The sequence below is a fragment of the Allosphingosinicella deserti genome (genome assembly GCF_003012735.1).
GTDB classification, from domain to species: domain Bacteria; phylum Pseudomonadota; class Alphaproteobacteria; order Sphingomonadales; family Sphingomonadaceae; genus Allosphingosinicella; species Allosphingosinicella deserti.
Map to the genome: position 1 here is coordinate 398185 of NZ_PXYI01000001.1, position 25755 is coordinate 423939.

Here is a 25755-nt window from a genome sequence, read left to right on the forward strand (position 1 = left end):
GATGAGCGACAGCAAACAGACGCAGGCACTGCCGGAACTGACCGTACGCGCGATCCTGCTCGGCGGGGTCATCACCCTGCTGTTCACGGCCGCCAACGTCTATCTCGGCCTGCGCGTCGGCCTGACCTTCGCGACCTCGATCCCCGCCGCCGTCATCTCGATGGCGGTGCTGCGCTGGTTCTCCTCCTCGAACATCCTCGAGAACAATATCGTCCAGACGGTCGCTTCCGCGGCCGGCACCCTGGCGGCGATCTGCTTCGTGTTGCCGGGCCTGGTGATGATCGGCTGGTGGCAGGGCTTTCCCTATTGGACCACGGCTCTGGTCACCTTCCTCGGCGGTGCGCTCGGCGTGCTGTTCTCGATCCCGCTGCGTCGTGCGCTGGTCACCGATTCGCCTTTGCCGTTCCCGGAAGGCGTCGCCGCGGCCGAAGTGCTGAAGGTCGGCGAGGCGTCGCGCCAGGGGGCCGAGGAAAGCAGCAAGGGCCTGATGGCGATCGTCTCGGGCTCGCTCGTCTCCTCCTTCTTCGCGCTGCTCGCGGCGATGCGGCTGACGGCGGCCGACGCGGCGACCTTCTTCCGCTTCGGGCCGGCGGTGACCGGCTTCAACCCCGGCTTTCAGTTCGCGCTGCTCGGCGCGGGGCATCTCGTCGGCATCTCCGTCGGCCTCGCCATGGGGCTTGGCCTGCTGATCGCGTGGGGAGTCGCCGTGCCTTTGCTCAGTGCGATGGTGCCGAACGCGGGCGCGATCGGTGCCGAGGAGCTGGCAACCGACGTCTGGGTGCACCAGGTGCGGTTCCTCGGCGCCGGAGTGATCGGAGTCGCCGCGGTGTGGACCCTACTCAGCATCATCGGCCCGATCGTCCGCGGCCTGACCGGCGCGATCGCCGCCTCGCGTGCGCGCCGGGCCGGGCAGGGCGCCTCGCTGGCGCTGAGCGAGCGCGACATGCCGATTTCGGCACTCGGCTTCGGAACACTGATCGCCCTGATCCCGATCGCCTGGCTGCTCGTCGTCGAGCTCGGCGATGCAGCGGGCCCGAGCACCGCCCTCGTCATCGCGCTGAGCCTGATCTTCATCCTCGTCGCAGGCGCATTCATCGCTGCGGTGTGCGGCTATATGGCCGGGCTCATCGGCGCCTCGAACAGCCCGGTTTCGGGCATCGGCATCCTGTCGGCGATCGGATCGTCGCTGCTGCTGCTCGTCGTCGTCGGCGCCGGCCAGGATGCGGAGGCCAGCCGGCCCCTGGTCGCCTATGCGCTGATCGTCACCGGCATCGTGTTCGGTATCGCCACCATCTCGAACGACAACCTCCAGGACCTCAAGACCGGCCAGTTGGTCGGCGCGACTCCGTGGCGGCAGCAGGTCGCCTTGCTGTTCGGCGTCCTGTTCGGGGCGGCGATCATTCCACCGGTGCTGAGCCTGCTCAATGCCGGCTACGGCTTTGCCGGCGCGCCCGGTGCCGGGCCGGAGGCGCTGCCTGCGCCGCAGGCGGCGTTGATCTCGGCGATCGCCCAGGGCGTGCTCGGCGGTGCGCTCGACTGGCGGATGATCGGCTACGGAGTCCTGCTCGGCATCGCGCTGATCCTCCTCGACGCAGCCCTGGGCCGCGCCGGCAAGACCCGCCTGCCGCCGCTGGCGATCGGGATCGGCATCTACCTGCCGATGTCGACCACCCTGATGGTGGTGGTCGGTGCCGTGGCCGGCTGGATCTACGATCGCGGCGCCAACCGCGCCCGCGACCCGGAAGGTTATCGCCGCATGGGCGTGCTCGCCGCAACCGGTCTGATCGTCGGCGAGAGCCTGTTCGGCGTGCTGCTTGCCGGCATCGTGGTCGGTACCGGCAGCGCCGCGCCGCTGGCCATCGTCGGCGACGGCTTCCGTCCCTATGCGGTCGGCGGCGGCACGTTGCTGTTCGCGCTGCTGGCGCTGTGGCTGTACCGGCGCAGCGCGCGGACTGCGGCTTAGGTTGTCCGTTCGGGCGCGGGGGAGGCTAAGCTCTTTCCCGTCGCCCCAGAAGGGAAGGGGAAGGCTTCGACAGGCTCGGCCCGAACGGGGACAGGCGATGGAGCCGGACTGCTCGTGAGAGGCCTCGCCCCGCTCAGCCGCGCTTCGTCTCCAGCCACTTGGTGATGTCCGGCAGGCGCTCGGCGCGCACGCGGATGCGGTCGCGGATCGATCCGATGGCGGTGTCGGCCGGGCGGCGCGATTCCGGGGTGAGATAGCGGCGGGCATAATCCTCGATCTTCTCCACCATCGCCGGATCGGCCGAGCCGGCGCCGAGCTGGGCGATGAAGCGCGACCGCGACGAGATGTCGACCAGCGCCTCCACCTTGGCCCGGTTGGCGATCGCGAAATCGAAGGCGAGATCGGGATGTTCGCCCGATACGGCGCTGATGATGCCGGCGCTGGTCGTCGCGCCGGGCTCGTCGGTCAGCGCCAGCGCCAGTGCGCGCTGCGCGAGGGCGGGGTCCCGGTTGCTGCCGAGCAGCCGGTAGAGCTGTGCCTTGACCAGCGGATTGGTCTCTGCCCGTGCCTGGCCACGCAGGCGGTCCCAGCCTGCCGCGTCGAGATTGCGTGCGACCACCGCGAGGATGGTGGTGCGCATCGGCCCGGCCGCGGCGATCGGATCATTGGTTGCGTACAGCCGCGACGCTTCGCCGACGACCGCCGGATCGCCCATGCCGCCGAGCGTCGAGATCAGCTCCGAGCGGAGCACCGGGATGGTCGGCGCCTCACCGGGCTTGGCGTTCCAGCCGATCCGGGCGAGCATCGGCGACAGCTTGGCGGAGGCGTAGCGCGCGATCGTCGCCTGCCGCGCCGCATCGCCGTCGTAGAGGCCGTGGAGCTGCTCGAGGATCCCCGCAAGACGGCCATAGACCTGCGGATTGGCATTCGCCGGTACCGCATCGACGAGATCGAGCGCTTCGGCGGCGGATTGATAGCCCGCGAGGCCAAGACCCCATTGATCCGCCAGCAGGCCGATCTGGTCGACGGGCTTCAGCTGCGCGAACGAGGCCGCGATCCGATCCAGCATCGCCGGCGTGTAGAGCGTCCGGTAATAGCCCGTCTGGCCGCTGTTCACGACCAGGGTGCCACAGCCGGGCACCTGGACGCTGGCACGCCCACCCTCGACGAGGGCGCGGGCCGGCTTGCCGCCCAGCGTGGCGGCGATCACCGGAACCCGCCAGCCGAGCGGCGCCTTGTCGGGACGATCTCGAGTGAACTCGGCCTGGCGGAGGGAAATCCGGGTGCTGCCGCCGCTACACACGGCCTCGTCGACCCGGATCAGCGGGACGCCGGGCTGCAGCGTGAAATCGTGCGCGATCGCCGTGATCGGCTTGCCGGCGGCGGACTCGATCCTGGCCCAGAGATCGTCGGTGCGGGTGTTGCCGAGCTTGTGGGTGCGCACATAATCCTGAACGCCGCGGCGCCACGCATCCTCCCCGACATAGTCCTCGAGCATCGTGATCACCGCTTCACCCTTCGAATAGGTGATCGAATCGAACGCCTGGCTGATCTGCTCCACGGTGGTCAGGCGCTGGACCACCGGATGGGTGGTGGCGACGCTGTCGAGGCCGATCGCCGATTCGCGGCCGGAGACGATGCCGAGCTCAGGCTCCCATTCCGGGTGCAGCGCCGCCGTTGCCTTGGTCGCCATCCACGAGGCGAAGCCCTCGTTCAGCCAGAGATCGTCCCACCACGCCATGGTGACGAGATCGCCGAACCATTGATGGGCCATTTCATGCGCCGCGACCTCGAAAATTCGCTGGCGGGCGGACTCGCTGGTGATCGCCGGATCGACGAGCAGCACCGATTCGAACGAGAAGATGGCACCCCAATTCTCCATCGCGCCGAAGAACTGGCTGCTGCCCGGTCCGGCGACATTGTCGAGCTTGGGCAGCGGATAGGGCGTGCCGAAATATTGATTGTACCAGGGCAGCAGCCGGGCGGAGCTTTCGAGCGCCCAGCGGCCCTTCTCGCCGTCGCCGCGCTTGCTGACCACGCCGATTTCCGTGTTCGCGGCAGTGGTCGTGATACGGTCGAACTCGCCGACGCCCATGAACAGCAGATAGCTCGACATCGGCGGCGTGGCCTGGAAGGTCACCGTCCTGGTGCCGTCCGGCCGAGTCTCGACTCCCGCCTGCGGCATGTTGCTGATCACGTCCTGATCGGCCGGCGCGGTGACTGCGAGCGTATAGGGGGTACGGTATTGCGGCTCGTCCCAGCCGGGGAAGAAACGCCGTGCATCGGGGGCTTCGAACTGGGTGAACAGCGCACGCTTGCTGCCGCTGCCGCTCGCGTAATCGAGCGCGAACAGGCCGGCGGCCTGGCTGTAGATCTTGCCGGAATAATCGAAGGTCAGGCGGTAGCGGCCCGGCTGCAGGGGCGCGCCGAAGCGGATGGTGGCGGTCTGCCTTTCGGCATCGACGGCGACCCGGCCGGTCCCGTCGGCGCGCGGACTGACTCTGCCATCCGCCCCGAGTGTCTCGATCCGGACGGAGCGGAATTCGAGATCGGCGGCGTTGACCGTCAGCGTGTCGGTCGCTTCCAGCACGTCGACGTCGATCGCGGTGATGCCGCTGAAGCGAAGGTTCGGCGCGTCGGGCGTGACCGAGATCCGGTAGGCCAGCGGACGGGCATTGCGCGGAAGCTGGGTCGGGACATCGGCCGCCGCCGCCGGGATCGTCGTCGGGGGGGTGCCGGTGGTCGCCAGCCGGGTGGCGGTGCCCGCGCATGCGGCAAGGGAGACCGAAAGCGCGACGAGGGATGCGGCGGAAGCGAGACGCATGAAGCAGGCTCCGGAAAAGGCGAGATTTTTTCCGCCCCTGCGCGGCACATGGCCGCTTGTCAAATCAGTAGCCGAAGACCGGGGCGACCTTGTGGCCCTGGAGCACGTGGGCGCGCAAATCCTCCGGGCTCCAGAGATGCTCGATGCCGAGTTCCGCCTGTTTGACCAGATCCACGATCGCGGCGTTAACCGGCGCGCGCTTCCCCTGCGCCTTGGCGAGCCTGACGACCTCGCCGTTCAGATAGTCGATTTCGGTCGGTCGGCCGGCGCGAAGGTCGTCCGCCATCGACGACCGCGCCTTGGCATCGATCTTCTGCACCTTGAGGAATAGGTTGTTGAAGATGAGATTGGGCGCGGCGATGGCGTGGGGAAGCAGTTGCGGCGGGATCGGCCCGATCTTCGCCGGCTCGATGCCTGCCGCCGCGAGCACGTCCAGCGCCTCGACGATCGAGGCGGCGACCACGCGGCGATAGTCGCGCTCGCGCAATTGCTCGAGCAGGGTTCGCCCGGACAAAGCGTTCACCGCGTTGTTGAGGTTGATGAGCAGCTTGCCCCAGGCAATGCCGGTCATGTCGTCGGCGAGACCCAGCGCCCCGGGCCCTTTGCCCACCTGCTCGGCAAGGGCCCGGGTGCGGGGCGTGTCCTCGACCACGACCTCCCCGGCGACGCCCTTGTGAAAGCGGCCGTGGCCGAGATAGGCGACGTTGAACGGCACCATCGCCGGGACGATCTCGAACCGTGCGCCGAGCGCCTCTCTCAGGGTGGCGACGTTGCTGACGCCGTTCTGGAGGCTGATCACGACTGCCCCCTTGCGGCCGTGCCTGGCGATCTGCTTCGCCGCCTCGGCCGTGGCGTTGCTCTTGACGGCAAGGGCGATGATCTCCGCGTCTGCGAGCGCCTTGGCATTGGTCGTGAACTCGACCTGATCGGGTCCGCGCCGGACCCGCCACCCCGAATGATCGGTCAGCGTCAGTCCGTCCGCGGCGATGGTCTCGCCGATCGGCGCCCGGCCGATGAAGCGCACAGGCACGCCTGCCGCCGACCAGGCGCCGCCGAGGAAACATCCGATCGATCCGGCTCCGAGGATGGCAATGGTCATACGTCTCGCTCACGATGTTCGAAACGCTGCCTACAGGCACGGGCGCCGGATGAGGAGGGCGAACTACATTCTAAGCCACCAGCGGTTCGCCAACGTGTGGCGCACCCACCCACGTCTGCTGCACACCCCGATTTCACCTGTAATTCACCTGTTAAAACAGGTGGTGATGCAGCGGCCACAGGAAGCCAAGCACGCGACACGACTCCCCACGTCGCCGCTCGCGTCGGTTGTTGTTTCACGATTCAAGGATCCGAACGCATCACCACGGGTCGATCAACGGCGGAACGTATCATGAACGAAGTTGGAGATCAAGGATTCGCTGCGCCCAGATCGTTGACCCTAATCCGTGAATCTGACCGCTGCATCCTCATCGCGCCGCCTCCGTGCTCGCCGGTTCCGTCAACTCGAATATGCGTGGATATGCAGGTGGATAGCGGCCCCGATCCTATTATGCTGAACAAAGCAGTTTCGGGGGCTTTCGATGAAACGATCTTCTGCGCTCGCCGGCCTCGTGCCGGCGGCCTTCCTGCTCAGTGCCGCATCCGGCTACTACATCACCCCGTCGAAGAACCGGATCCTTCCCGGTGACGACAGCATCGCGCCGGGCAGCGAATTCACTGTTGGCAAGGGCGACATCTTCTATCGTCGTCCGGTCGGCCGCTCCTTCGTCGCCGAGCTCGGCGGCGATCTCCAGCTGACCATTGCGGGCAAGACGGCGACCTTGGCCAAGGGCATGCAGTTGAACGTCGCGCGCACGGTCGGCGGCACCGCCGCCGAGCGACTCGGCGAGGCGGGCGTGTTCTGTGCGCCGATGGAGAGGAACTGGAACGCCGCCAAGGGCATCGCCAATCTTCTCACCTTGTCGCTGTTCGCGAGCGCCCAGAGGACCGAGGTGAACACCCAATTCTGCCTGGCGGACAGCGACGCCGATGGATTGGTGGACAAGGCCTTTCTCGCCGGCGCCAAGAAGCAGGAAGATCTGCAGCCGATCGACATCACGCCGACTCCGATTTCCGTCGAAAGGGATCTGCCGCTGCCCGGCCTCAGTGAGATCCGCCTCCGCTTCAGCGGGAAGGTCGGCTGGTTCAACAACATCGGCATCGACCTGGAGGTCGTCGAAAGCGGCGAGCCGCTCTTCTTCAACAACGGCCGCACCGTGATCAGCATGAAGAAATTGCCGGAAGAGGTGAATTTGTTCGGCGCGTCGTTCACCGTGCTGAGCTACGACCCTGAAACGAAGCAGGCCCGGATCCGCTGGAACCGCGGTTTCGCGCCGGGCGAATATGGAGTCACGACAACGACCACCACGACCTACATACCGGTCTACGTTCCGCGCTAGGTTCCGCTGCTATCGTAACGGTCTGCGTCGAGAAAGGGGGGAGAGGCAAGCGAGGTCGTCGATGCGCCGCTTACCCGCCTCTCAGCAGGCGCATGATCGTCGTTCGGATGCGGCTGTAATTCCCTTTCGCAAGCGCGCCGAGCACGCCGTGTTGCTCGGGGGGCAGGAAATCGAGCGGATGGCCGTTCGGGCGAAACACATAATGGTCGAACCAGGCCCGCCAGGCTGCGCGCTCGGCGGGCGGCCGCTCGGCAATGGCGATCATCGCAAGCAGCATGGCGGTGTAGGGTTGATCGGGACCGGAGGAGAAACCGTCCCACCAGAAATTGACGAGGACGTTGAGGTCGTCCAGAGCTTCGACCTGGTGCCACCACAGCTTCGGCACGTACAAGGCGTCGCAGGGCCCGAGTTCCGCGACCAGGCCCCGGCCTCGGGCGCGATCGAAGCGCGGATAACGTTCATCCTTGTCGCCGCTGCCGACCGCAAGCGCCACGGGCTGCCCGGCCATATTGTGGTCGATCGGGCCGACGTAGAGATCGCCGATCGCGTCCGGGGGGAACAAGGTGAAACGTCGCCGGCCGGCGGCGACGCAGGCGACATTGTCCATCACGTCATAGTGACAGGCGACGCTCGACGCATGGCCGATCCAGAAACGGGGTCGGACGGTTTCCGGAAGGAAGCGCAGACGCGTCATCTGCTCGATGCCCGGGAAGTAGGATTCGGCTGGAAGCGAGCCCATGTACAGGCTCGCGCGGCCCGGTACCGCCGCGGTCTCGACGATCCGAAGCAGCGCCTCGGAGAGCGGCATCTCGGCGCGCTCGAAATTGAACCCGGCAAGGCTCTCGTCATAGAAATAGCGGGCGCCGATCTCCGGCTTCCCGACGAACACTTCGGCGGATTTCCCGCCATCATATTCCCCGAGTCGCGCGATCACCTCAGCGGCGTCGGCGCCCGCCAGCAACGGCCATTCGGATGCCACTCCGCGCAGGATCACGGGTTGGCATCGTTCCATGATCTCCGAGCGAAAGCGTTCCGGATCTCGAACGTCCTCGGCACCTGCCTCCCGGGGGTGGGCGTTCACGGCGCCGCTCCGGGCAGCCGATCGTTGCGGATTTTCGCGAGCGTGCGAAGATGCCCAATCGAACTTGTCTGACAATAAGCGAGCTGAAGGTCCCCCGCACGGAAAAGGTCCAGCACCGCAGCATCGGGGAGGGCGTGGAGGCTATCCAGGCTGACAGTGTAGAGGCCATCGAGTCGAATCGGTTTGCCGTCATCGAAGTTTAAAACAACGTCGATCGGTTCCAGCAGTCGATGAGAGACAAGGCGGCCAATCACCGCCTCGGTATCGGGCAGTCCGGCATGCAGGACACCTAGCGCGCGTTGCACGCGCATCAACATCGGACTCGGCTCCCCATTATCCTCAAAGAGCGGCAGTCCATCCTTGGCTGAGAATGCAGGATTGTCCAGGTCAATCACGATATTGTCGTCTGTTACGAAGAAGCCCTGCCGCTCAAGGTCGGCAGGTCGATAGCCCGGAAGCGCTCCGTCATTGGTAAGCAGGTTGCGCCCCTGCTCGAGTCCCATGATAACGCCTGCGTAGAACGCGCCCGTCTCCGCGTTCTTGGTGAATACGACAGGGTAGTGGATCGACGCTTCGACGAACTCTGAAGCAACGACTTGAGCAAAGTGCCGCGACTCGTCGCATGCACGAGAGATCCGGACCTTTGCATGCTGCTGATGGTCCAGCAATTCCCACTTCGGCATCCCCTCAGCCCCTCTTTTCTCCGGCTCCGGCCAGTTGAGCACGGCACTATCGCCCTGCCAAGGCGTCGCAAAGGCATTTTCAAAAAAACTCAGACAATAGCTTGCGCAAGCGTTTGCAGTATGAAATGGTAGCGCTAACGTGGCAGGGATGGATGGCCAGATCGAAGATCCGGCGGTCTGAACTGACCACGCATCGGCCGACCAGCACTCACCAAAGAAGTGCGGGCGGATTTCTAGGAGGGAAACTTGCGATGGGCGTGAACACGTGCGCCACTGGCTTGCGGAGCCGTGGTCAAATCTCATTGAATTTCTTGAGCGCGAGCAGTCTGGCAGTTCTTGCCTGGACTGTTCCGGCAATGGCGCAGGCCCAGGCAGGCGTGGAGAATGCTTCGGAAACCCCGACAACTCCGGCAACGGTGCAGTCGACCACGATCGCGTCGGCGGATCAAGCCCAACCCACCGCCCCGTCGCAAGAGCTCGGAACGCCGTCGGACACGGTGCAAAGCACTCCGGCAAGTGTCACCGACGCCGAACGAGAGATCATCATCACCGGCCTGCGCGGGTCTTTGCAGCGCAACCTCGATCTGAAGCGAACATCTTCCGGAGTCGTGGATGTCATCTCCGCCGAAGATATCGGCAAGTTTCCCGATTCGAACGTTGCTGCGTCGCTCCAGCGTCTGCCGGGTGTCTCGATCCAGCGATCGGGAAGCCGCGGCGAGCCGACGGGCATCACCGTTCGCGGCTTTGGCGGTGATTTCAACACGACCCTATACGACGGCCGGCGCATCTCGACTGCCACCGGCGGGCGTCAGATCGATTTCAGCACCGTCGGCGTCGACTTCATCGGCCAGCTGAGCGTATTGAAGACCCCGGACGTCTCGCTCGCGTCCAGCTCGATCGGTGCGACAGTCAACATCGCCTTCCCGAACGCGTTCGATCACCCGGGCTTCCGCGCCGCGGCAACCGCATCCGGATCGATCCAGGATCGGGCCGGAAAGGTCGTGCCCACCGGGGGGCTGCTGGTCAGCAACACCTTTGCCGACGACACGATCGGCATCCTTGCCGACGTCATCTATACGCGCCGCGACACCGACACCAACCGAGTCTACGTCTCGGGTTGGCCGGGCGGTTTCTACGCGCCGTGCCAGCTCACCCCGAGCTGTACCCCGGCCCAGCTCGCGCCCGAGAACAAGACGGTGGTCGGCTGGTTCCCGCAGCAATATGGCGCCGAGCAGCAGCGGGTCCAGGACGAGCGCGTCGATGCCCGCATCTCGCTGCAATACCATCCGTCCGACGCGCTGATGGTGACCCTGGACAACAATTATTCGCGCCAGAAGGTGACCCAGAACAATTATGCGTTCGGTGTCTGGTTCAACCAGAGCGACCTGCGCAATGTGCAGCTGGACGAGAACGGGACTGCGATCGACTTCACGCAGGCCGGATCTCCGACGGACTTCACGGCGGCGCTGAACAAGCAGATCCTCAAGACCAATCAGACCGGGCTGAACGTCAAGTTCGACGCGAGCGAGAATCTGTCGTTCGAAGGCGACGTGGCCTACGCAAAGAGCTGGCTTAACCCTGGGGATTCGATCGGAAGCCTGAACGGCGACATCGGCTATGGCGGGTTGCTGAGCAACAATCTGCGGTTCACGATCGATGGCGACAGCAAGGATGCCTTTCCGACGATCAGCAATTTCGGACCGGTCGGAAACGGCGCGCGCTGGGCCGACACGTCGGTGATCGGTTCGCATGTGACGGTCAATCAGACGCAGCACAATACGGACGAGCTGCTGCAATTCCGCGGCAACGCGACGTGGAAGCAGGACAATCTCACGATCAAGGCCGGCGGCCAATATTACGAGGACCGCTTCCGCTTCCGCAACCAGAGCACGTTCACCAACAATTTCTGGCAGGCCTATGCCGGCTACGGAGCGCCTTCGGGACGCGGATCCGGCATCGCACCGCTACCCGCCAGCCTTTACGAAGGCTCGATCAGCCTCGACAACTTCATTCCCGGGTTCAACGGCAGCCTGCCGCCGTCGGTGTTCATCTTCGATCCGGTCGCATATCAGAATTATCTGTCGGGCCTCGGCAATCCGCAGACGCAGAACATCCCGGGCTACAATTACGGTGGCGTGACCGGGTTCACCGGTACGTTCGACGAGCAGGTCGATCCCGGCAGCGTTCTGGACGTCAAGGAAAAGACCTGGGCGCTGTTCCTCAGCGTGCAGTTCCAGGCCGACATTGCCGGCATGCCCTTCCACTTCAATGCCGGCGTTCGTAACGAAAACACCCATTTGCGGGCGATCGGGCAGGGCCGGCTGCCGCTGGTGCTGGTGCCGAGCGCGGCCGATCCGACCCTGCTCAGCATCCCGAACTACACCGAGATCCAACCGGTCGAGAGCAAGAGCAGTTACTCCTATTTCCTGCCGAGCATCGACGCCAAGCTGGAGCTTACCAACAATCTCATCCTGCGCTTCGATGCCTCGCGAACGCTGACGAGGCCGGCGCTCAACCTGCTCAACCCGGTGCTGAACGTGGGCAACGGCCAGCGCGTCAACGCTCTGTCCGCGAGCGGCGGCAATCCCAACCTTCGCCCCTATCTCGCCGACAATTTCGACGTCGCAGCCGAATGGTACTACCGCCGAAACTCCTATTTCGCGGTCAACTTCTTTCTGAAGAACGTCAGCAACTTCATCATCGCCGGTGTCACTCGCCAGAGTATCAACGGGGTGATCGATCCGACCACCGGACGGGAGGCGTCTTTCGCCGTGTCGCAGCAGGTCAACGGGCCCGACGCGACGGTGCGCGGCGTCGAAGTCGCCTGGCAGCATGTGTTCGGCGACACCGGCTTCGGCTTCCAGGCCAATGCCACCATCGTCGACACCAACCGTCCCTATGACGACACCGACATCTCGCAGAGCGGGTTCGCGGTCACCGGACTTGCCAATTCGGCCAATTTCGTCGGCTTCTACGACAAGGACGGGTTCCAGATCCGGGCTGCGATGAACTGGCGCGACAAATATCTTCTGCAATTCGGCCAGAACCAGAATACCGGTTCGTTCGGTGCGGAGCCGACCTTCGTCAACGAGAGCTTCCAGATCGACCTGACGGCAAGCTTCGATATCACCAAGAATTTGAGCGTGTTCGGCGAGGCGCTGAACATCAACAACAATCAGCAAAGCACCCACGGGCGCTACGCCAACCAACTGCTCGACGTATTCGATTACGGGCGCCGGTACACGCTCGGCGCGCGCTATCGCTTCTAACCAATCCCCACTGGGTGGAGCGCGAGCCCGATCGCGCTCCACCGCTTTTTTTCAGGGGCAACAGGATCGATGACCCCGGTTCAGAACATCGTCATCGTCGGCGGAGGAACGGCCGGCTGGCTGACCGCGGGGCTGATCGCGGCGAAGCATCAGGAACGCCGCCCGCACGGATTCACCGTGACCCTGGTGGAATCGCCGAACGTGCCGACGATCGGCGTCGGCGAGGGCACCTGGCCGACCCTGCGCAACAGCCTGCGCCGGATCGGCGTTTCCGAAACCGAATTGTTTCGGCAATGCGATGCCGCCTTCAAGCAGGGCGCCCGGTTCAGCCGCTGGACCACCGGGGCCGAAGATGACGGCTATTATCACCCGCTGATGCTTCCCCAGAGCTTCGGCCAAGTGAACCTTGCTCAGCATTGGCTGGCGGACCCCGAGGGGGAAAGTTTCTGCGACACGGTCACGCCGCAGGGACGTCTTTGCGACGACGGGCTCGGGCCCAAGACGATCGCAACGCCTGAATATGAGGCGGTCGCGAACTACGCCTATCATCTCGACGCCGGCAAATTCTCCCACTTCCTTCAGCGGCATTGCCGCGACGTGCTGGGCGTGCGCCATGTGCTGGCCGACGTCGCACAGGTCTCGATGGCAGAAAACGGCGATATCGAGAGTCTCGGCACCGACCAGGGTGAGACGATCGCCGGGGATCTCTTCGTCGATTGCACCGGCTTTTCGGCCTTGCTGATCGGCAAGGCGCTGCATGTGCCGTTTCGAAGCTGTGCCGGCACCCTGTTCTGCGACAGCGCGCTTGCGGTGCAGATACCCTATGAAGAGCCGGCCGACCCGATCGCCTGCCACACGATCTCGACGGCGCAGTCGGCGGGGTGGATCTGGGACATCGGGCTCCCCACAAGGCGCGGGGTCGGCCACGTCTTCTCGAGTGCGCACATTTCGCCGGAGGACGCCGAGCGGGAACTCCGCGCCTATCTCGGCCCGCGCGGCGACGATCTTGCGGTGCGGCGCCTCTCGATCAGGTCGGGTCACCGGGAGCAATTCTGGAAGGGCAATTGCGTGGCGGCGGGTCTTGCCGCCGGATTCCTCGAGCCGCTTGAGGCCTCGGCAATCGTGCTGATCGAGTTGTCGGCGAAGATGATCGCCGATCAGCTGCCGCCGTGCCGCGAAGTGATGGACGTGGTGGCGCGGCGGTTCAACGAGACGACGCTCTATCGCTGGGGCCGGATCATCGACTTCCTAAAGCTGCATTATGCGCTCACCAGGCGCACCGACAGCGACTTCTGGCGCGACAACGTCCGCCCCGAGACGATCCCGGAGCGACTGCGCGATCTGATGGAGCTTTGGCGCTTCCAGGTCCCCTGGAACATCGACGAGTTCGACCGCGCCGAGGAAGTGTTCCCATCGGCAAGCTACCAATATGTGCTCTACGGCATGGGCCATCGCACCGTCTTGATGCCGGGCACCGGGGACGCGGATGCGGAGGCTGCACGGCGCGCCAAGCGCGAGAACCGGGCTCAGCGGCAGCGCCTCCTCGCCGGTCTTCCGCGGCATCGCGAGCTGATCGCCAAAATCGTCGCGCACGGCCTGCAGCCTGTCTGAATGTGTTGGAGTAAATACCCGATGTCGTCTTTCGCCCGAGCGTTGCCGTTCAGACCGGCCGGGATTGTTCAACCGTGACCACGATGGTGACGATGACGCCGCTCGCACTGGCCGGCATCCTGCTCGGCGCGGCGCCCCTGGCGGCGCAATCTCCCTCCGCGGCGGCTGCGCCGTCGTCTGCCGCTGCGGACGATGCGGTGCGCAAGGCCCGTACGCTCGTCGAACGCCTGACGATCGAGGAGAAGCTGCCGCAATTGCTCAACGTCGCTCCCGCCATCCCGCGGCTCGGCATCCCCGCCTACAATTGGTGGACAGAAAGCCTGCACGGCGCGCTTGGCCCGGTGCCGACCACCAATTTTCCCGAGCCTATCGGCCTTGCGGCGAGCTTCGACACGACGCTGATCCATGACGTCGCCGGCGCGATCAGCGTCGAGGTTCGCGGCCTTCACACGCTCGCGCGGCGAACCGGGCGGACGGGGCGGATGGGGACGGGTCTCGACAGCTGGTCTCCGAACATCAACATCTTCCGGGATCCGCGCTGGGGACGTGGGCAGGAGACCTATGGCGAGGATCCGTTCCTGACGGCGCGCATGGGGGTGGCATTCGTCGAGGGGATGCAGGGACCGGACGCCGAGCGTCCCCACGTGATCGCCACGCCGAAACATTATGCGGTGCACAGCGGTCCGGAATCGACCCGGCACGAAGCCAACGTCTTCGTATCCGCGCACGATCTGGAGGACACCTTTCTTCCTGCCTTTCGTGCGGCGATCGTCGAGGGCCGTGCCGGATCGATCATGTGCGCCTACAACCGCGTCGACGGGCAGCCCGCCTGCGCAAGCGATCTGCTGCTGAAGGACCATCTGCAGCGTGCCTGGAATTTCCGGGGCTACGTCGTCTCCGACTGCGACGCCGTCCAGGACATCGCCGACAACCACAAATATGCGCCGAGCGCCGCTGCGGCGGTAGCGGCGGCGATGCGGGCAGGCGTCGACAGCGAATGCCACGGCGCGACGCTGTCGGACACCGCCGGCCTCGAGGATCGCTATCGCGACGCGCTGGCGCAGGGTCTCCTTACGGAGGCCGAGATCGACGAGAGCCTGGTTCGCCTTTTCGCCGCCCGCTACCGCACCGGCGACCTGCCCGGTCTGGCCGGTGCGCCGCCGGCGGTCCCGCCGAGCGCCATTGCCACCGCCGAGCATCGCAAGATCGCGGTGCGCGCTGCCGAGCGTTCGATGGTGCTGCTCAAGAATGACGGCATCCTGCCGCTGCGCCCGGGCACGAAAGTCGCCGTGGTCGGGCCGCTCGGCGATGCCACGCGGGTGCTGCGCGGCAATTATTCCTCCACTTTGTCGGGGCCGCCTGTTTCAGTGTACGAGGGCCTGCGGACAACGCTTGGCGCTGGTCAGGTGGAGCTGGTGCCCTTTGCCCCGTCGCTCACCGACGGCGATCGGGTGCCCCGGTCGGCGCTGCGTACCCCCGACGGCAAGCCGGGGGTGCGCGTGCGTTACTTCAACCCGGAGACGCCGCTGCCTGCGCGATTCGCGCCGGGCACGCGCGATGCGGCGATTGCGGCCGTCCGCTATCAGAGCCGCCCCGTGGTGACCCGGATCGAGCCCGATATCGGCGACCGCAACCTGGAGCTGGGGCAGGTCGCGGACGTGCACGGCACGGAATATACCGGCTTCCTCGTGCCGCCGGTCACCGGCGTCTATCGGATCGGTCTGGCCGGAGCCGGCGCGACGCTGGAGTTCGACGGGAAGCAGATCGTCGATCGCCGCAAGGCGCGCTGGAACGACCTGCCGGGCCTGGTGACGCTGCCGCTCACGGCAGGGCGGCGTTACCCGATCAAGGTCGTCGGCGGCGGCGTCAATCTCGTCTGGAAACGGGTGTCCGAAACGCCCGAGGCCGACTTGCGCCGCGCTGCCGCCGGGGCGGACGTGCTGGTTGCCGTGGTGGGGTTCACGGCGGACCTCGAGACCGAAGAGACCGGAGTGACGGTCCCGGGCTTCGCCGGCGGTGACCGGACGACGCTCGATCTTCCGGCCGATCAGCTTGCCCTGCTCGAACAGGCGCGGGCGACCGGCAAGCCACTGGTCGTCGTGACGATGAACGGAAGCCCGATCAATCTTTCCTGGGCGAAGGAGAATGCCGCCGCCATCCTCGAAGCCTGGTATCCGGGGGAGGCCGGTGGGCTGGCCGCTGCCAACATCCTCACCGGCCGCACCAATCCGGCAGGACGGCTGCCGCTGACCTTCTACAAGAGCATCGACGATCTGCCGCCGTTCGGCGATTATGCGATGCGCGGGCGCACCTATCGCTATTTCGAAGGGACGCCCGTTTACCCGTTCGGCCACGGCCTCAGCTACACGCGCTTCGCCTACACGCCGCTGACGCTCGCGCCTGCACAAGGCGGTGCGGAGCAGGGACTGCGAGTCGCGACGCGAGTCACCAACAGCGGCGACCGCGCGGGCGACGAGGTGGCGCAGCTCTACCTGGAATTTCCCGATCGGCCCGGCACGCCCCGCATCGCCCTGCGCGGCTTTCAGCGGGTGTCGCTGCGGCCGGGAGAGTCGCGGGAGCTGGTCTTCGACCTGACGCCGCGCGATCTCAGCTCGGTGACCGTCGAGGGGAAGCGCTCGGTGGCTGCCGGCCGCTACCGCGTCACAATCGGCTCCGGCCAACCCGGCGCCGGCGTCGCCGGGGAGTCGGCGAACTTCGAAGCCGGCGAATCGGCGGAGCTGCCCAAATGAAACGACAAACACTCGCTTTTGCCGGAGCAGCGCTCCTGGCTCTCGCATCGTCGGCGCATGCCCAGAACGATCCGCTCGCGCCGACGGGCCGCTGGAGCGCCAATGCAGATGGGCATGCGCCGGTGCCGCCGATGGGCTGGAATTCGTGGAATGCCTTCAACAGCGACGTCGACGAGGAGAAGGTGCTCGCTTCGGCGCGCGCACTGGTCGACACCGGCCTCGCCCGGCTCGGCTATCGCTACGTCAACATCGACGACGGCTGGTGGCTGAAGCGGCGCGAATCCGATGGGCGGCTGATCATCCGCACCGCACATTTCCCGTCGGCGGCGACCGGCAAGAATCCCAGCTTCCGTCCGCTCACCGACCGGCTCCACGCCATGGGATTGAAGGCCGGCATCTATTCCGATCTCGGCCGCAACAGCTGCGGCCAGATCTACACGCCCGATTTCAAGAACCAGCCGGAAGGCAGCGTCGCCGAGCGCGAAGTCGGGCTTTACGGGCATATCGAGCAGGACATCCGGCTGTTCTTCGCCGAGTGGAATTTCGATCTCATCAAGGTCGATGGCTGCGGCGTGCGCGGCCTGCCGGAGGATGCGCCGCGGGTCCGGTCGGGCCTCTACCGGGCGCTGCCGCCGCTCGTCGACATGCAGTCGCTCGGCGCGTCGGACGTTGCCGGCGTGCGCAAGCTCTATACCGAGGTTGGCCGGGCCCTTCGCGTGCACAGCCACGGCCGACCTTATGTCTACTCGCTGTGCCTTTGGGGGGCGGGCGACGTCCGCAGCTGGGGCAAGGACGTCGGCAACATGTCGCGGACCAGCGACGACATTCAGCCGCTCTGGGGCCGAATGCTCACCAACCTCGACACGGTCACCCACCGCGCGCTCTACGCCCACCCAGGGTCGTGGAACGACGCCGACATGCTGTTCGTCGGCACCGGCGATTTCGACCAGCAGCATGAAGTAGAGGCGCGGTCGCATTTCAGCCTTTGGGCCATGCTCAACTCGCCTCTGATCATCGGCTACGATCTGCGCAAGCTGACCCCCGAATTGCTCGCCATCTTCGGCAATGCGGAAATCGTCGCGCTCAACCAGGATCCGGCGGGGAACCAGGCCGTCCTCGCTTATGATTCCGACGAGGTCCAGATCTTCGTCAAGACGCTCGCCGACGGCGGCAAGGCGGTGGCGCTCTTCAATCGCACGGGGGCGCCGCGCAAGGCCATTCTGACGGCCGAGCAATTGAAGCTGCTCGCGACCAGCGAGGTTCGGCTCCGCGATCTGTGGAGCAAGGAGGAAAGCAGCTTTCGCGGCGATACGGAGCTGGTTCTGGCCGCGCACGAAACCCGGGTATTTCGCGCCGGCGGCACACGGCGGCTTGCCGACGGCCTCTACCTTTCCGAGCAGCCCGGGCGGATCAATCCCGCGGTCGATGGAGTTCCCGCGCCGCTGCCCGATCCGACCATCCACCAGTCGATCACCCCGTGGGTGGGAACGCGCGGCGGCGGCGAGCATGTCCAATATGGCGGCTGGGGCGGTGCCGAGGCGGATCGGGCGCCGTTCGGCAAGCTGCTCCGCATTGCCGGAAAGCCTTATGATACCGGCATCGGGATCCTTGCCGGGTCACGTCTCGAAGTGCGCAACGCGGGTTTCTCCCGCTTCAACGCGATGGTCGGCGTCAACGATTCCGGGCGGCCAAGCGACGGCCCGGTCGTGTTCGAGGTGTGGGGCGACGGCAAGCTGCTCGCCCGATCCGGCGCGATGGTCTTCGGCACCCCGGCGGAGGCGCTGCAGGCGAACGTTGCCAAGGTCCGGATCGTGGAACTGGTGGCGCGCGCAGGCAACGGGGCAGTGCGCCAGCCAACTCCGCAGCCTGCGACCTGGGCCGAAGCGGCCTTCCTGAAATGAACCTCGCGGTGCGATCCGGGCGGCTACCCATCAAGAGAGAAGAAAGAGGAGAGCGTGCTATGTTAGCCAAGGGGACAATTGGAAAGGCGCTTGAGAGAGGACGGCTTTCGATCCTCGGCTTCGCGATCGCGGCGCTCGCAGTGACGTCGCCGGCGCATGCGCAGGACGACAAGATGATCCCGATCGCGATTCCGGCGCAGCCGAACGCCATCGTGCTCGGAACCGGTCCGCTGCCGGACGCGACGGCGCCTGAGGTGTGGCACCAGCAATATGGCAGCCTGTTCGCGCGCAACGTCACGGTCGCGACCCTGACGCCCTATCTGCCGGATCCGGCGAAGGCCAACGGCACGGCCGTGATCGTGGCGCCGGGCGGCGGCTTCCGGACGCTGTCGATGGAGAATGAGGGGTCCGACGTCGCCAAGGCGCTGGCGGCGCGCGGCGTCGCCGCCTTCGTGCTCAAATACCGTTTGAACCAGACCCCGCAGGACATGGCGGAATTCGATCGCTCGATGACGGCGATGTTCGCCAATGCCGCGCGCCCGACGACCCGCCTCAAGCCCGAGGCGGCGATCGCCAATCTGGCGCCGCAGATCGCCGACGCCCGTGCGGCCTTCGCGCTCGTCCGCAAGCGGGCGGGGGAGTGGCGGGTCGATCCCAGCCGGATCGGGATGGTAGGGTTCTCGGCCGGTGCCATGCTGACGATGGCGACGACGCTGGCGGGGCAGGATGCCAAGCCCGCGTTCATCGGACTCGTCTACGGCTCGTTGGAGGCGGTGACGGTGCCTGCGGACGCCCCGCCGATGTTCGCCGCGATCGCCGCCGACGATCCGCTGTTCGCCGGCAAGGGCATGGGCCTGATCGAGAGTTGGATGACCGCGAAACGACCGGTCGAATTCCACCTCTACGAGCAGGGCGGGCACGGCTTCGGCATGTATCCGAAGACGACGACCAGCACGAACTGGTTCGCTGCGTTCGCAAGCTGGATGCAGATGCACGGGATGCTGAAGCCGGCAGCGTAGCACGATCGTCGCCGCATCGGCCCCTGTTTGAGAGTGCGAGCAGGGCGGGGCCGCGGCATTCGTGCCGCGGCCTTCCTCATGTCGAGACCACGAAGAACGGCTTACGCGGCTCCGAGATCATGGCCGGCCGGGCCGCGGGGGTTTCATTGAAGGCTCAGAGCAGGTCTTCGATCCGGATCGGCAAATGGCGGATCCGCTTGCCGGTGGCGTGGTGGACCGCATTGACGATTGCCGCGGTGGCGCCGACCATCGCCACTTCACCGACGCCCTTCGCGCCCGAAATGTTGAGGTTGATATCGGGCTCGTCGAGCAGCTCGACGTCGATGTCACCGATGTCGGCGTTCACCGGGAGGACGTAGTCGGCAAGATCGTTGTTGAGGACACGGCCGAAGCGCGGGTCGACCTCGCCGATCTCCCGCAGGGCGGCGCCGAAGGCCCAGACGACCCCGCCCCGAACCTGGCTGATCGCCGTGCGGTGGTTGAGCACGCGGCCGCAGTCGCAGACGCTGACGACGCGGGGCACGCGAATGCGGCAGGTCGTCGGCTCGACATGGACCTCGGCGAAATGCGCGATCCAGCTGAACGCGGTGAAGCGCTCATAATCCGGGCCGGCGGGCGCGGGGAGGCCGCGATTCAGCCGGTCCATAACAGCTTCCGGCTGATCGAGGCCGCGATGGCTGACCTCGACTTCGAGGAACGGGCGGCGCGCGCGGGCGAGCACTTCGTGGGCAGGGCCGTTCGCGCGCTCGGCACCGACCAGTTCGACCAGACGCTCGCGCAGCTGAAGCGCGGCCGCGCGGGCGGCCGGTGCGGCGCTGGCGGCGCCCCAGGACCCAGCGGTCAGATGCTGGGGCGCGGCGGCGGTCTCGCCCATCGCGATCTCGAGCCGGTCCGGATCGATGGCGAGGACGTCGATCAGCTCGGCCGCCACCGCGCTGCGCATGCCCTGTCCGATTTCCTGACCGGTGACGGCGAGATAGGAGGATCCGTCGGCGGCGACGCGCAGCCGGGCGACCGCAGGCGCCATCGACGCCTTATACGCCCCGGCGGCGACTCCGAGCCCGATCAGTTGCCCATCCTTGCTGCGCATCGATCGGGGTTCGTGCGTGCGGCGGTCCCAGCCGAAGCGCTTGGCGCCCCGGGTCAGGCATTCGGCGAGGCGGCGCGACGTGAACGGCTTGCCGCTGATCGGGTCGATCGCACCATCGTTGCGCAGCCGCAGCTCCAGCGGATCGATTCCGAGCGCATAAGCGAGCTCGTCATAAGCGCATTCGGTGGCGTAGCTCGAAGGGTGCTCGTGCGGAGCGCGCTGCTGGGCGGGCGACTGCACGTCGATGCGGACGCGGTGGTTGGTCGAGCGCCAATTGGGTGTCGCGTACATGCGGCTGACATGCTCGCCATGCGCCGACGCGTACTGGTCGAACCGGCTGTTCTGCTGTTCCACGTCATAGAGCACCGCTTCGAGCTTGCCGGCTTCGCTGGCGCCGATCCGCATCCGGTGGCGGCTGAACGGGCGGTAGGTGGCGGTGTGGAAGAGCTGGCTGCGCGGCATGACCAGTTTCACGGGGCGCTTGAGCAGCATCGCGGCACGGACGACCAGCGCCGTCTGCTCCTGCAACTGGTTCTTCTGGCCGAAACCGCCGCCGACATAGGGGCTGCTCGCCTCGAGCATCGCAGGATCCTGACCGAGCATGCCGGCCAGGCCGAACTTGAAGGCCGCCGCATTCTGGGTGCCTTCCATCACCACGATCTTGCCGTCGACGAAGGCTGCGGTGGTCGAGATCATCTCGATCGGATTGTGATGCTGCTGCGGGTGATCGTAGGTGACGTCGATGCTCCTGGCGGCGGCCGCCAGCGCGCGCGGAGCATCGCCCGCCGATCGATCCGTCTGCACCGGCTCGCGTTCGGCGCCGGGCCGGTCGTGCCAGCCGGTGAAATCACTGGCGCGGTAGCGGATCCGCACCGCCTCGGCCCCTTCGATCGCCGCTTCGAGGGTCTCGGCGACGACCAGCGCCACCGGCTCGCCCCGATGGCGGATCGCAGGCCGCTTCATCGGCTGGTAGCCCGGCACCTCGCCGCCGCCGCCGCGGGTGGCCGGAGTTTCTCGGATGTCGGCGAAATCGCGCCAGGTGAAGACTCGTACCACCCCCGGCACCCGTGCCGCCGCCGCGGCGTCGATCGCTTCGATGGCGCCCTTGGCGATGGCCGCGGGCACGGTCATCGCGTGCAGCAGGCCCGGCACCTCGCGGTCGGCCGCGAACAGCGCCTTGCCGAGCACCTTGTCGCGGGCATCGATCCTCGGCCGATCCGGATTGGGTTCGAAGGCCATCAGGCGTTCCTTTCCGCTGCGATCATCACGGCGTCGGCGATCGTCCGCGCACCGAGCTCCACCTTGAAGCCGTTATGCGTTCCGGGCCGGGCCCCGGCAAAGGCGGCGCGGCCGGCCGCCAAGGCGCGTTCGCGGGTGAGCCGCTGCCCCTCCAGCAGCGCCTCGGTCTCGCGGGCACGCCAGGGCCGGGTGGCGACTCCGCCGAGCGCGACATGCGCGCGCCGGACGCGGTCGCCGTCCATCGACAAGGCAATGGCGGCGGAGGCGAGCGCAAACGCATAGGTCTCGCGGTCGCGGATCTTGTGATAGGTCGAGCGCCGGCCTGCATCGGTCTTGGGAACCGCGATGCCGGTGACGATCTCGCCGGGGCGGATGGCAAATTCGAGATGCGGCGTGCCGCCCGGCAGCAGGTAGAAATCCGCCACGGGCACGCTGCGCGGACCGGCCGGACCCGACAGCAGGATCTCGGCGTCGAGCGCGGTCAGCGCCACCGGCCAGTCGCCAGGGGAGACCGCCGTGCAGGACTCGCTGATGCCGAGCACGGCCTGGCCGCGATCGAGACCGCCGATCGCCGCACAGCCTGTGCCGGGCTCACGTTTGTTGCACGGATAGACTCCGCCCGCGCCGTTGCGGAAATAGGGGCAGCGGGTTCGCTGAAGAAGGTTGCCGCCGACGCTCGCCATGTTGCGCAGCTGCTGCGAGGCCGCCTTGGCGAGGCTTTCGGCGAGGACCGGATAGTCGCGGCGGACGACCCGGTCCTCCGCGACGTCCGCCATCCGGGCGCCGGCGCCGAAGAACAGCCGGTCGCCGTTCGTGTCGATGCGCTCCGAACCCTGGATGTCGGCGATGTCGATGAGGTGGGCGGGCTGCTCGATGCCGAGCTTCATCAAATCGTACAATGTCGTGCCGCCGGCAATGTAGCGGGCCTGGGCGCCCGCCCGGCCATGCGCTGCGATCGCTTCGTCGATGGTCTCGGCGCGGACATAGGTCAGCTGACGCATCGCTCAGCTCCGCCGCATCTGGGTGGCGGCCTGTTCGATCGCGGCCACGATCCCGACATAAGCACCGCAGCGGCAGATGTTTCCGCCCATGAACTCGCGTATCTCCGCGCGCGAACCGGCATGACCTTCGCGGACGCAGGCGATCCCGGCCATGATCTGGCCGGGCGTACAATAGCCGCATTGCAGCGCGTCCTGATCGATGAAGGCCTGTTGCATCGGATGGAGCGTCTCGCCGTCCGAGATCCCCTCGATCGTCACGACCTCGCGGCCCTCGGCCTTGGCGGCCAGCGTCAGGCAGGACGCGACGCGGCGTCCGTCGACATGCACGGTGCATGCGCCGCACTGGCCGTGGTCGCAACCCTTCTTCGTGCCGGTCAGGCGGAGCCGCTCCCGCAACAGATCGAGCAGCGAGGTCCGCGCCTCGATGTCGATGGACACGGGCCGGCCATTGATGCGGGTCGAGAGCGGGAGGGTGGTACCAGGTCCGATCGAGCGCGCCGGGGGCGCGGCCGGGGCCTGTGCCTCGGCCGGCACGGCCAGCCCGGCAACGGCGATGCCGGCGCCCACCTCGAGCGCCTCGCGGCGGCTGACTATGACACGATCCGGCTCCGGCGCGTCGGACATGCGACTGCTCCTGCTTTCGGGTTGGAGTTCTCGGCCGACGCGGATGGCGACGCCGCGTTGTTCTGCAGACAACAATATCGAGTCAGGACGATTGGTGAAGCCGTGGCCGGCTGAACAGAGCATTCCAGCGGCGACAACAATCCACCGTTGATGCCCGGGTCGGCGCGGCGCATGTGAGAGGCATGGACCGGTTCGATGTCATGCGTCTGTTCGTCAGGATCGTCGAGCGAGCGAATTTCGCGAGCGCCGCCCGCGATCTGCAGCTTCCCCGCGCAAGCGTTACCCGGGCGATCCAGCAATTGGAGGCGCAGCTCGGCGTTCGGCTGCTCGACCGCACCACCCGTGCCGTCCGCCCGACCGAGGACGGTGTCGCCTATTATCGCCGGTGCGTCCGGCTGCTGGCGGATCTGGAGGACATTGAGAGCGGGTTCCGCGACGGCGCGCCGAAAGGCCCGCTCTGCGTCGACATGCAGGGCACGTTGGCGCGCTTCTTCGTCCTGCCCGCACTGCCCGCTTTCATGGCGCGCCACCCGGGTATCGCCCTTCGTCTCAGCGAGACCGACCGGATGGTCGATCTGGTCGCAGAAGGCATCGACTGCGTCCTCCGCGCGGGCGTTCTCCCCGATTCATCGCTGACCGGCCGGCAGGTCGCCTCGGCCGAGCAGGCGACGCTCGCGAGCCCGCACTATCTCCGGCGCTTCGGCGTGCCGCAGAGGCTGGAGGAGCTCGGGCAGCATCGCATGGTCGCCTATACCGCTTCGGCGAACGGCCAGCCTTACGCATTGGACTTCATCGAAGACGGCGCGGTGCGGGAAGTGATGATGCCCTATGACATCACCGTGCGCGGCGCCGAAATCTATACCGCTGCCGCGGTCGCAGGACTGGGTCTGATCCAGGTGCCGCGTTACCGCGTCCTGCGTGAACTGGCCGAGGGCGCGCTGGTGGCGGTGCTCGCCCACCATCCGCCGCCGCGTCTGCCGATCTCGGTGCTCCATCCGAGCGGACGCCTCCCCTCATCGCGCGTGCGCGTGTTCGCGGACTGGCTGTTCGAACTGTTTCGGACGCTTCAGGCCGAGGGACGGCTCTGAAGGCTGTCGCGCCTTGTCGCGGCTACTAGCCTGATGTGATTACGCGGTGCCCGTCGGCGGGAAGGCTTACAACCAGCCTTTCCGCTTGAACCACAGATAGGGAAGAATCGCGGAGACGACCATCAGCCCCAGGGACATCGGATAGCCGAACAGCCATTTCAGCTCCGGCATATGCTCGAAATTCATGCCGTAGACCGTGCCGACGAGCGTGGGCGGCAGGAAGATCACGGCGGCAACCGAGAAGATCTTGATGATGGCGTTCTGCTCGATGTTGATCAGGCCGAGCGCGGCGTCGAGCAGGAAGGTGACGTTCGAGCTCATGAAGGCGGCCTGATCGCTTAGAGAGGAAACATCCCGGGAGACCGTCTTGAGGTGGGGCGCCTCGGAGGCTTCGTATTCGGGAAGGGAGAAGGCTAGGAAGCTGAGCATCCGGGAAAGACTGGAGAGGCTTTCACGCGCCTTCGAAAGAACCCCTTGCGCGGATCCGATCTGAAGCAGGATGTCCTCGAGCGTCTCGTTGCTCATGCGCTTCCGGTCGGGCCCGCGGCCGCGGCGGAAGACCGCGGTCGACACCTCCTCGGTCATCCGGGCGACCTCCTCGAGAATGTCGGCGGTCCGCTCGACCACGGCGTCCAGCAGAAACACCAACGTGGATGCGGGCGATCGGCAGAGTTCCGGCTGCCGATCGAGATGGGAGATGAACGCCCGAAAGGAGAGCGGATCGTCATAGCGAACGGTGATCAGACGCTCCTTGGTGAGCACGAAGCTGATCGGAACCGTTCTCGGATCGCCTTCGGTGAACCCGGCAATTACCGTCGCCGTCAGATGGAGCGCGCCGTTCTCGCGATAGAGACGGCTCGAAGGCTCGATCTCGACCATGTCCTCCCGCGTGGGGATGGCGAGGTCGAACGCGCGTTCGGCGAAAACCTCTTCCTCTCGCGACGGAGAGAGGAGATCGATCCAGGGCATATGGGCGGGGAAGGTGGCCGAGGCGCCCGGATCGAGTGTGACATTTCCCTGCTCGGTGGAGAATGCTCGCAACATCTTAAGGTCATCCGCTCCCGTTCGCAGGCGCTTCCATAGCTTGCCTCGCGAGAAGTGCCACATCGGGCGAGGATTCGTGCCGGGAATGAACGTCCCAAGTTCGGACCTGCAGGGAGGCGACTGCGACATT

Annotated in this window: 16 protein-coding genes; 8 read left to right on the forward strand and 8 right to left on the reverse strand. The window is 66.3% G+C overall.

All coding sequences use genetic code 11. The annotated features are described in order from the left end of the window. Nucleotide 1 precedes the first annotated feature (1 nt). Entirely contained in the window at nt 2-1963 is a 1962-nt protein-coding gene (locus C7I55_RS01860) for an OPT family oligopeptide transporter (RefSeq protein ID WP_106511175.1), read from the forward strand. A gap of 133 nt (nt 1964-2096) precedes the next feature. Here the strand turns inward: C7I55_RS01860 and C7I55_RS01865 are convergent, their stop codons facing one another. Both C7I55_RS01865 and C7I55_RS01870 read right to left on the reverse strand, forming a co-directional pair. Then, a complete protein-coding gene (locus C7I55_RS01865) occupies nt 2097-4787 on the reverse strand; it encodes a M1 family metallopeptidase (protein ID WP_106511176.1) in 2691 nt (896 codons plus the stop codon). 64 nt (nt 4788-4851) lie between these two features. Next, a complete protein-coding gene (locus C7I55_RS01870) occupies nt 4852-5886 on the reverse strand; it encodes a 2-dehydropantoate 2-reductase (RefSeq protein WP_106511177.1) in 1035 nt (344 codons plus the stop codon). A gap of 481 nt (nt 5887-6367) precedes the next feature. Here C7I55_RS01870 and C7I55_RS01875 point away from each other — a divergent pair, with 481 nt between their 5' ends. Next, a complete protein-coding gene (locus C7I55_RS01875) occupies nt 6368-7225 on the forward strand; it encodes a hypothetical protein (protein WP_106511178.1) in 858 nt (285 codons plus the stop codon). A 70-nt stretch (nt 7226-7295) separates the two neighbouring features. Here C7I55_RS01875 and C7I55_RS01880 read toward each other — a convergent pair whose 3' ends face one another. Continuing rightward, complete coding sequence (locus tag C7I55_RS01880) at nt 7296-8306, reverse strand: cupin-like domain-containing protein (RefSeq protein WP_269845188.1); 1011 nt, start codon at nt 8304-8306, stop codon at nt 7296-7298. Further along, nucleotides 8303-9292, reverse strand: coding sequence for a SapC family protein (locus tag C7I55_RS01885; protein WP_233221992.1), 990 nt, complete (start codon nt 9290-9292; stop codon nt 8303-8305). Before C7I55_RS01885 ends, C7I55_RS01880 begins: the two co-directional genes overlap by 4 nt. Between C7I55_RS01885 and C7I55_RS01890 the strand changes: the two genes are divergently transcribed. From C7I55_RS01890 to C7I55_RS01910, 5 genes are all read left to right on the forward strand, one after another. After that, nucleotides 9241-12258 carry a TonB-dependent receptor gene (locus C7I55_RS01890; RefSeq protein WP_233221993.1) on the forward strand — a complete coding sequence of 1006 codons (3018 nt, stop codon included), beginning with the start codon at nt 9241-9243 and terminating at the stop codon, nt 12256-12258. The genes C7I55_RS01885 and C7I55_RS01890 overlap by 52 nt on opposite strands. Before the next feature lie 69 nt (nt 12259-12327). Further along, on the forward strand, nt 12328-13869 hold the full coding sequence (locus tag C7I55_RS01895; RefSeq protein WP_106511181.1) for a tryptophan halogenase family protein: 1542 nt from the start codon (nt 12328-12330) through the stop codon (nt 13867-13869). 83 nt (nt 13870-13952) lie between these two features. Continuing rightward, nucleotides 13953-16619 carry a glycoside hydrolase family 3 C-terminal domain-containing protein gene (locus C7I55_RS01900; protein ID WP_106511182.1) on the forward strand — a complete coding sequence of 889 codons (2667 nt, stop codon included), beginning with the start codon at nt 13953-13955 and terminating at the stop codon, nt 16617-16619. Continuing rightward, a complete protein-coding gene (locus C7I55_RS01905) occupies nt 16616-18520 on the forward strand; it encodes an NPCBM/NEW2 domain-containing protein (protein ID WP_106511183.1) in 1905 nt (634 codons plus the stop codon). The genes C7I55_RS01900 and C7I55_RS01905 overlap by 4 nt, the downstream gene beginning before the upstream one ends. Before the next feature lie 59 nt (nt 18521-18579). Continuing rightward, nucleotides 18580-19539, forward strand: a complete 960-nt coding sequence (locus tag C7I55_RS01910; protein WP_106511184.1) for an alpha/beta hydrolase — start codon at nt 18580-18582, stop codon at nt 19537-19539. Between the two features lie 154 nt (nt 19540-19693). On the opposite strand, the gene C7I55_RS01915 is transcribed toward C7I55_RS01910, so the two are convergent. Genes C7I55_RS01915 through C7I55_RS01925 form a run of 3 tightly spaced genes read right to left on the reverse strand, consistent with a single transcriptional unit; the run spans nt 19694 to nt 23493 of the window. Then, the gene (locus C7I55_RS01915; RefSeq protein ID WP_106511185.1) at nt 19694-21868 is read right to left on the reverse strand and encodes a xanthine dehydrogenase family protein molybdopterin-binding subunit; all 2175 of its coding nucleotides are present in this window, start codon (nt 21866-21868) and stop codon (nt 19694-19696) included. After that, entirely contained in the window at nt 21868-22869 is a 1002-nt protein-coding gene (locus C7I55_RS01920; RefSeq protein ID WP_106511186.1) for an FAD binding domain-containing protein, read from the reverse strand. The genes C7I55_RS01915 and C7I55_RS01920 overlap by 1 nt, the downstream gene beginning before the upstream one ends. Nucleotides 22870-22872: 3 nt before the next feature. Continuing rightward, nucleotides 22873-23493, reverse strand: a complete 621-nt coding sequence (locus C7I55_RS01925) for a (2Fe-2S)-binding protein (protein ID WP_106511187.1) — start codon at nt 23491-23493, stop codon at nt 22873-22875. Nucleotides 23494-23675: 182 nt separating this feature from the next. Between C7I55_RS01925 and C7I55_RS01930 the strand changes: the two genes are divergently transcribed. After that, nucleotides 23676-24581 carry a LysR family transcriptional regulator gene (locus tag C7I55_RS01930; RefSeq protein ID WP_106511188.1) on the forward strand — a complete coding sequence of 302 codons (906 nt, stop codon included), beginning with the start codon at nt 23676-23678 and terminating at the stop codon, nt 24579-24581. A 66-nt stretch (nt 24582-24647) separates the two neighbouring features. Here the strand turns inward: C7I55_RS01930 and C7I55_RS01935 are convergent, their stop codons facing one another. Continuing rightward, the gene (locus C7I55_RS01935; protein ID WP_106511189.1) at nt 24648-25625 is read right to left on the reverse strand and encodes a magnesium transporter CorA family protein; all 978 of its coding nucleotides are present in this window, start codon (nt 25623-25625) and stop codon (nt 24648-24650) included. Nucleotides 25626-25755 lie beyond the last annotated feature (130 nt).

Coding starts and splice junctions, on each gene's coding strand:
- C7I55_RS01885 (WP_233221992.1), bottom strand. CDS start 9,292: ATGAGATTTGACCACGGCTCCGCAAGCCAGTGGCGCACGTGTTCACGC.
- C7I55_RS01895 (WP_106511181.1), top strand. CDS start 12,328: ATGACCCCGGTTCAGAACATCGTCATCGTCGGCGGAGGAACGGCCGGC.
- C7I55_RS01935 (WP_106511189.1), bottom strand. CDS start 25,625: ATGTTGCGAGCATTCTCCACCGAGCAGGGAAATGTCACACTCGATCCG.
- C7I55_RS01870 (WP_106511177.1), bottom strand. CDS start 5,886: ATGACCATTGCCATCCTCGGAGCCGGATCGATCGGATGTTTCCTCGGC.
- C7I55_RS01925 (WP_106511187.1), bottom strand. CDS start 23,493: ATGTCCGACGCGCCGGAGCCGGATCGTGTCATAGTCAGCCGCCGCGAG.
- C7I55_RS01900 (WP_106511182.1), top strand. CDS start 13,953: ATGGTGACGATGACGCCGCTCGCACTGGCCGGCATCCTGCTCGGCGCG.
- C7I55_RS01865 (WP_106511176.1), bottom strand. CDS start 4,787: ATGCGTCTCGCTTCCGCCGCATCCCTCGTCGCGCTTTCGGTCTCCCTT.
- C7I55_RS01915 (WP_106511185.1), bottom strand. CDS start 21,868: ATGGCCTTCGAACCCAATCCGGATCGGCCGAGGATCGATGCCCGCGAC.
- C7I55_RS01910 (WP_106511184.1), top strand. CDS start 18,580: ATGTTAGCCAAGGGGACAATTGGAAAGGCGCTTGAGAGAGGACGGCTT.
- C7I55_RS01905 (WP_106511183.1), top strand. CDS start 16,616: ATGAAACGACAAACACTCGCTTTTGCCGGAGCAGCGCTCCTGGCTCTC.
- C7I55_RS01890 (WP_233221993.1), top strand. CDS start 9,241: ATGGGCGTGAACACGTGCGCCACTGGCTTGCGGAGCCGTGGTCAAATC.
- C7I55_RS01875 (WP_106511178.1), top strand. CDS start 6,368: ATGAAACGATCTTCTGCGCTCGCCGGCCTCGTGCCGGCGGCCTTCCTG.
- C7I55_RS01860 (WP_106511175.1), top strand. CDS start 2: ATGAGCGACAGCAAACAGACGCAGGCACTGCCGGAACTGACCGTACGC.
- C7I55_RS01930 (WP_106511188.1), top strand. CDS start 23,676: ATGGACCGGTTCGATGTCATGCGTCTGTTCGTCAGGATCGTCGAGCGA.
- C7I55_RS01920 (WP_106511186.1), bottom strand. CDS start 22,869: ATGCGTCAGCTGACCTATGTCCGCGCCGAGACCATCGACGAAGCGATC.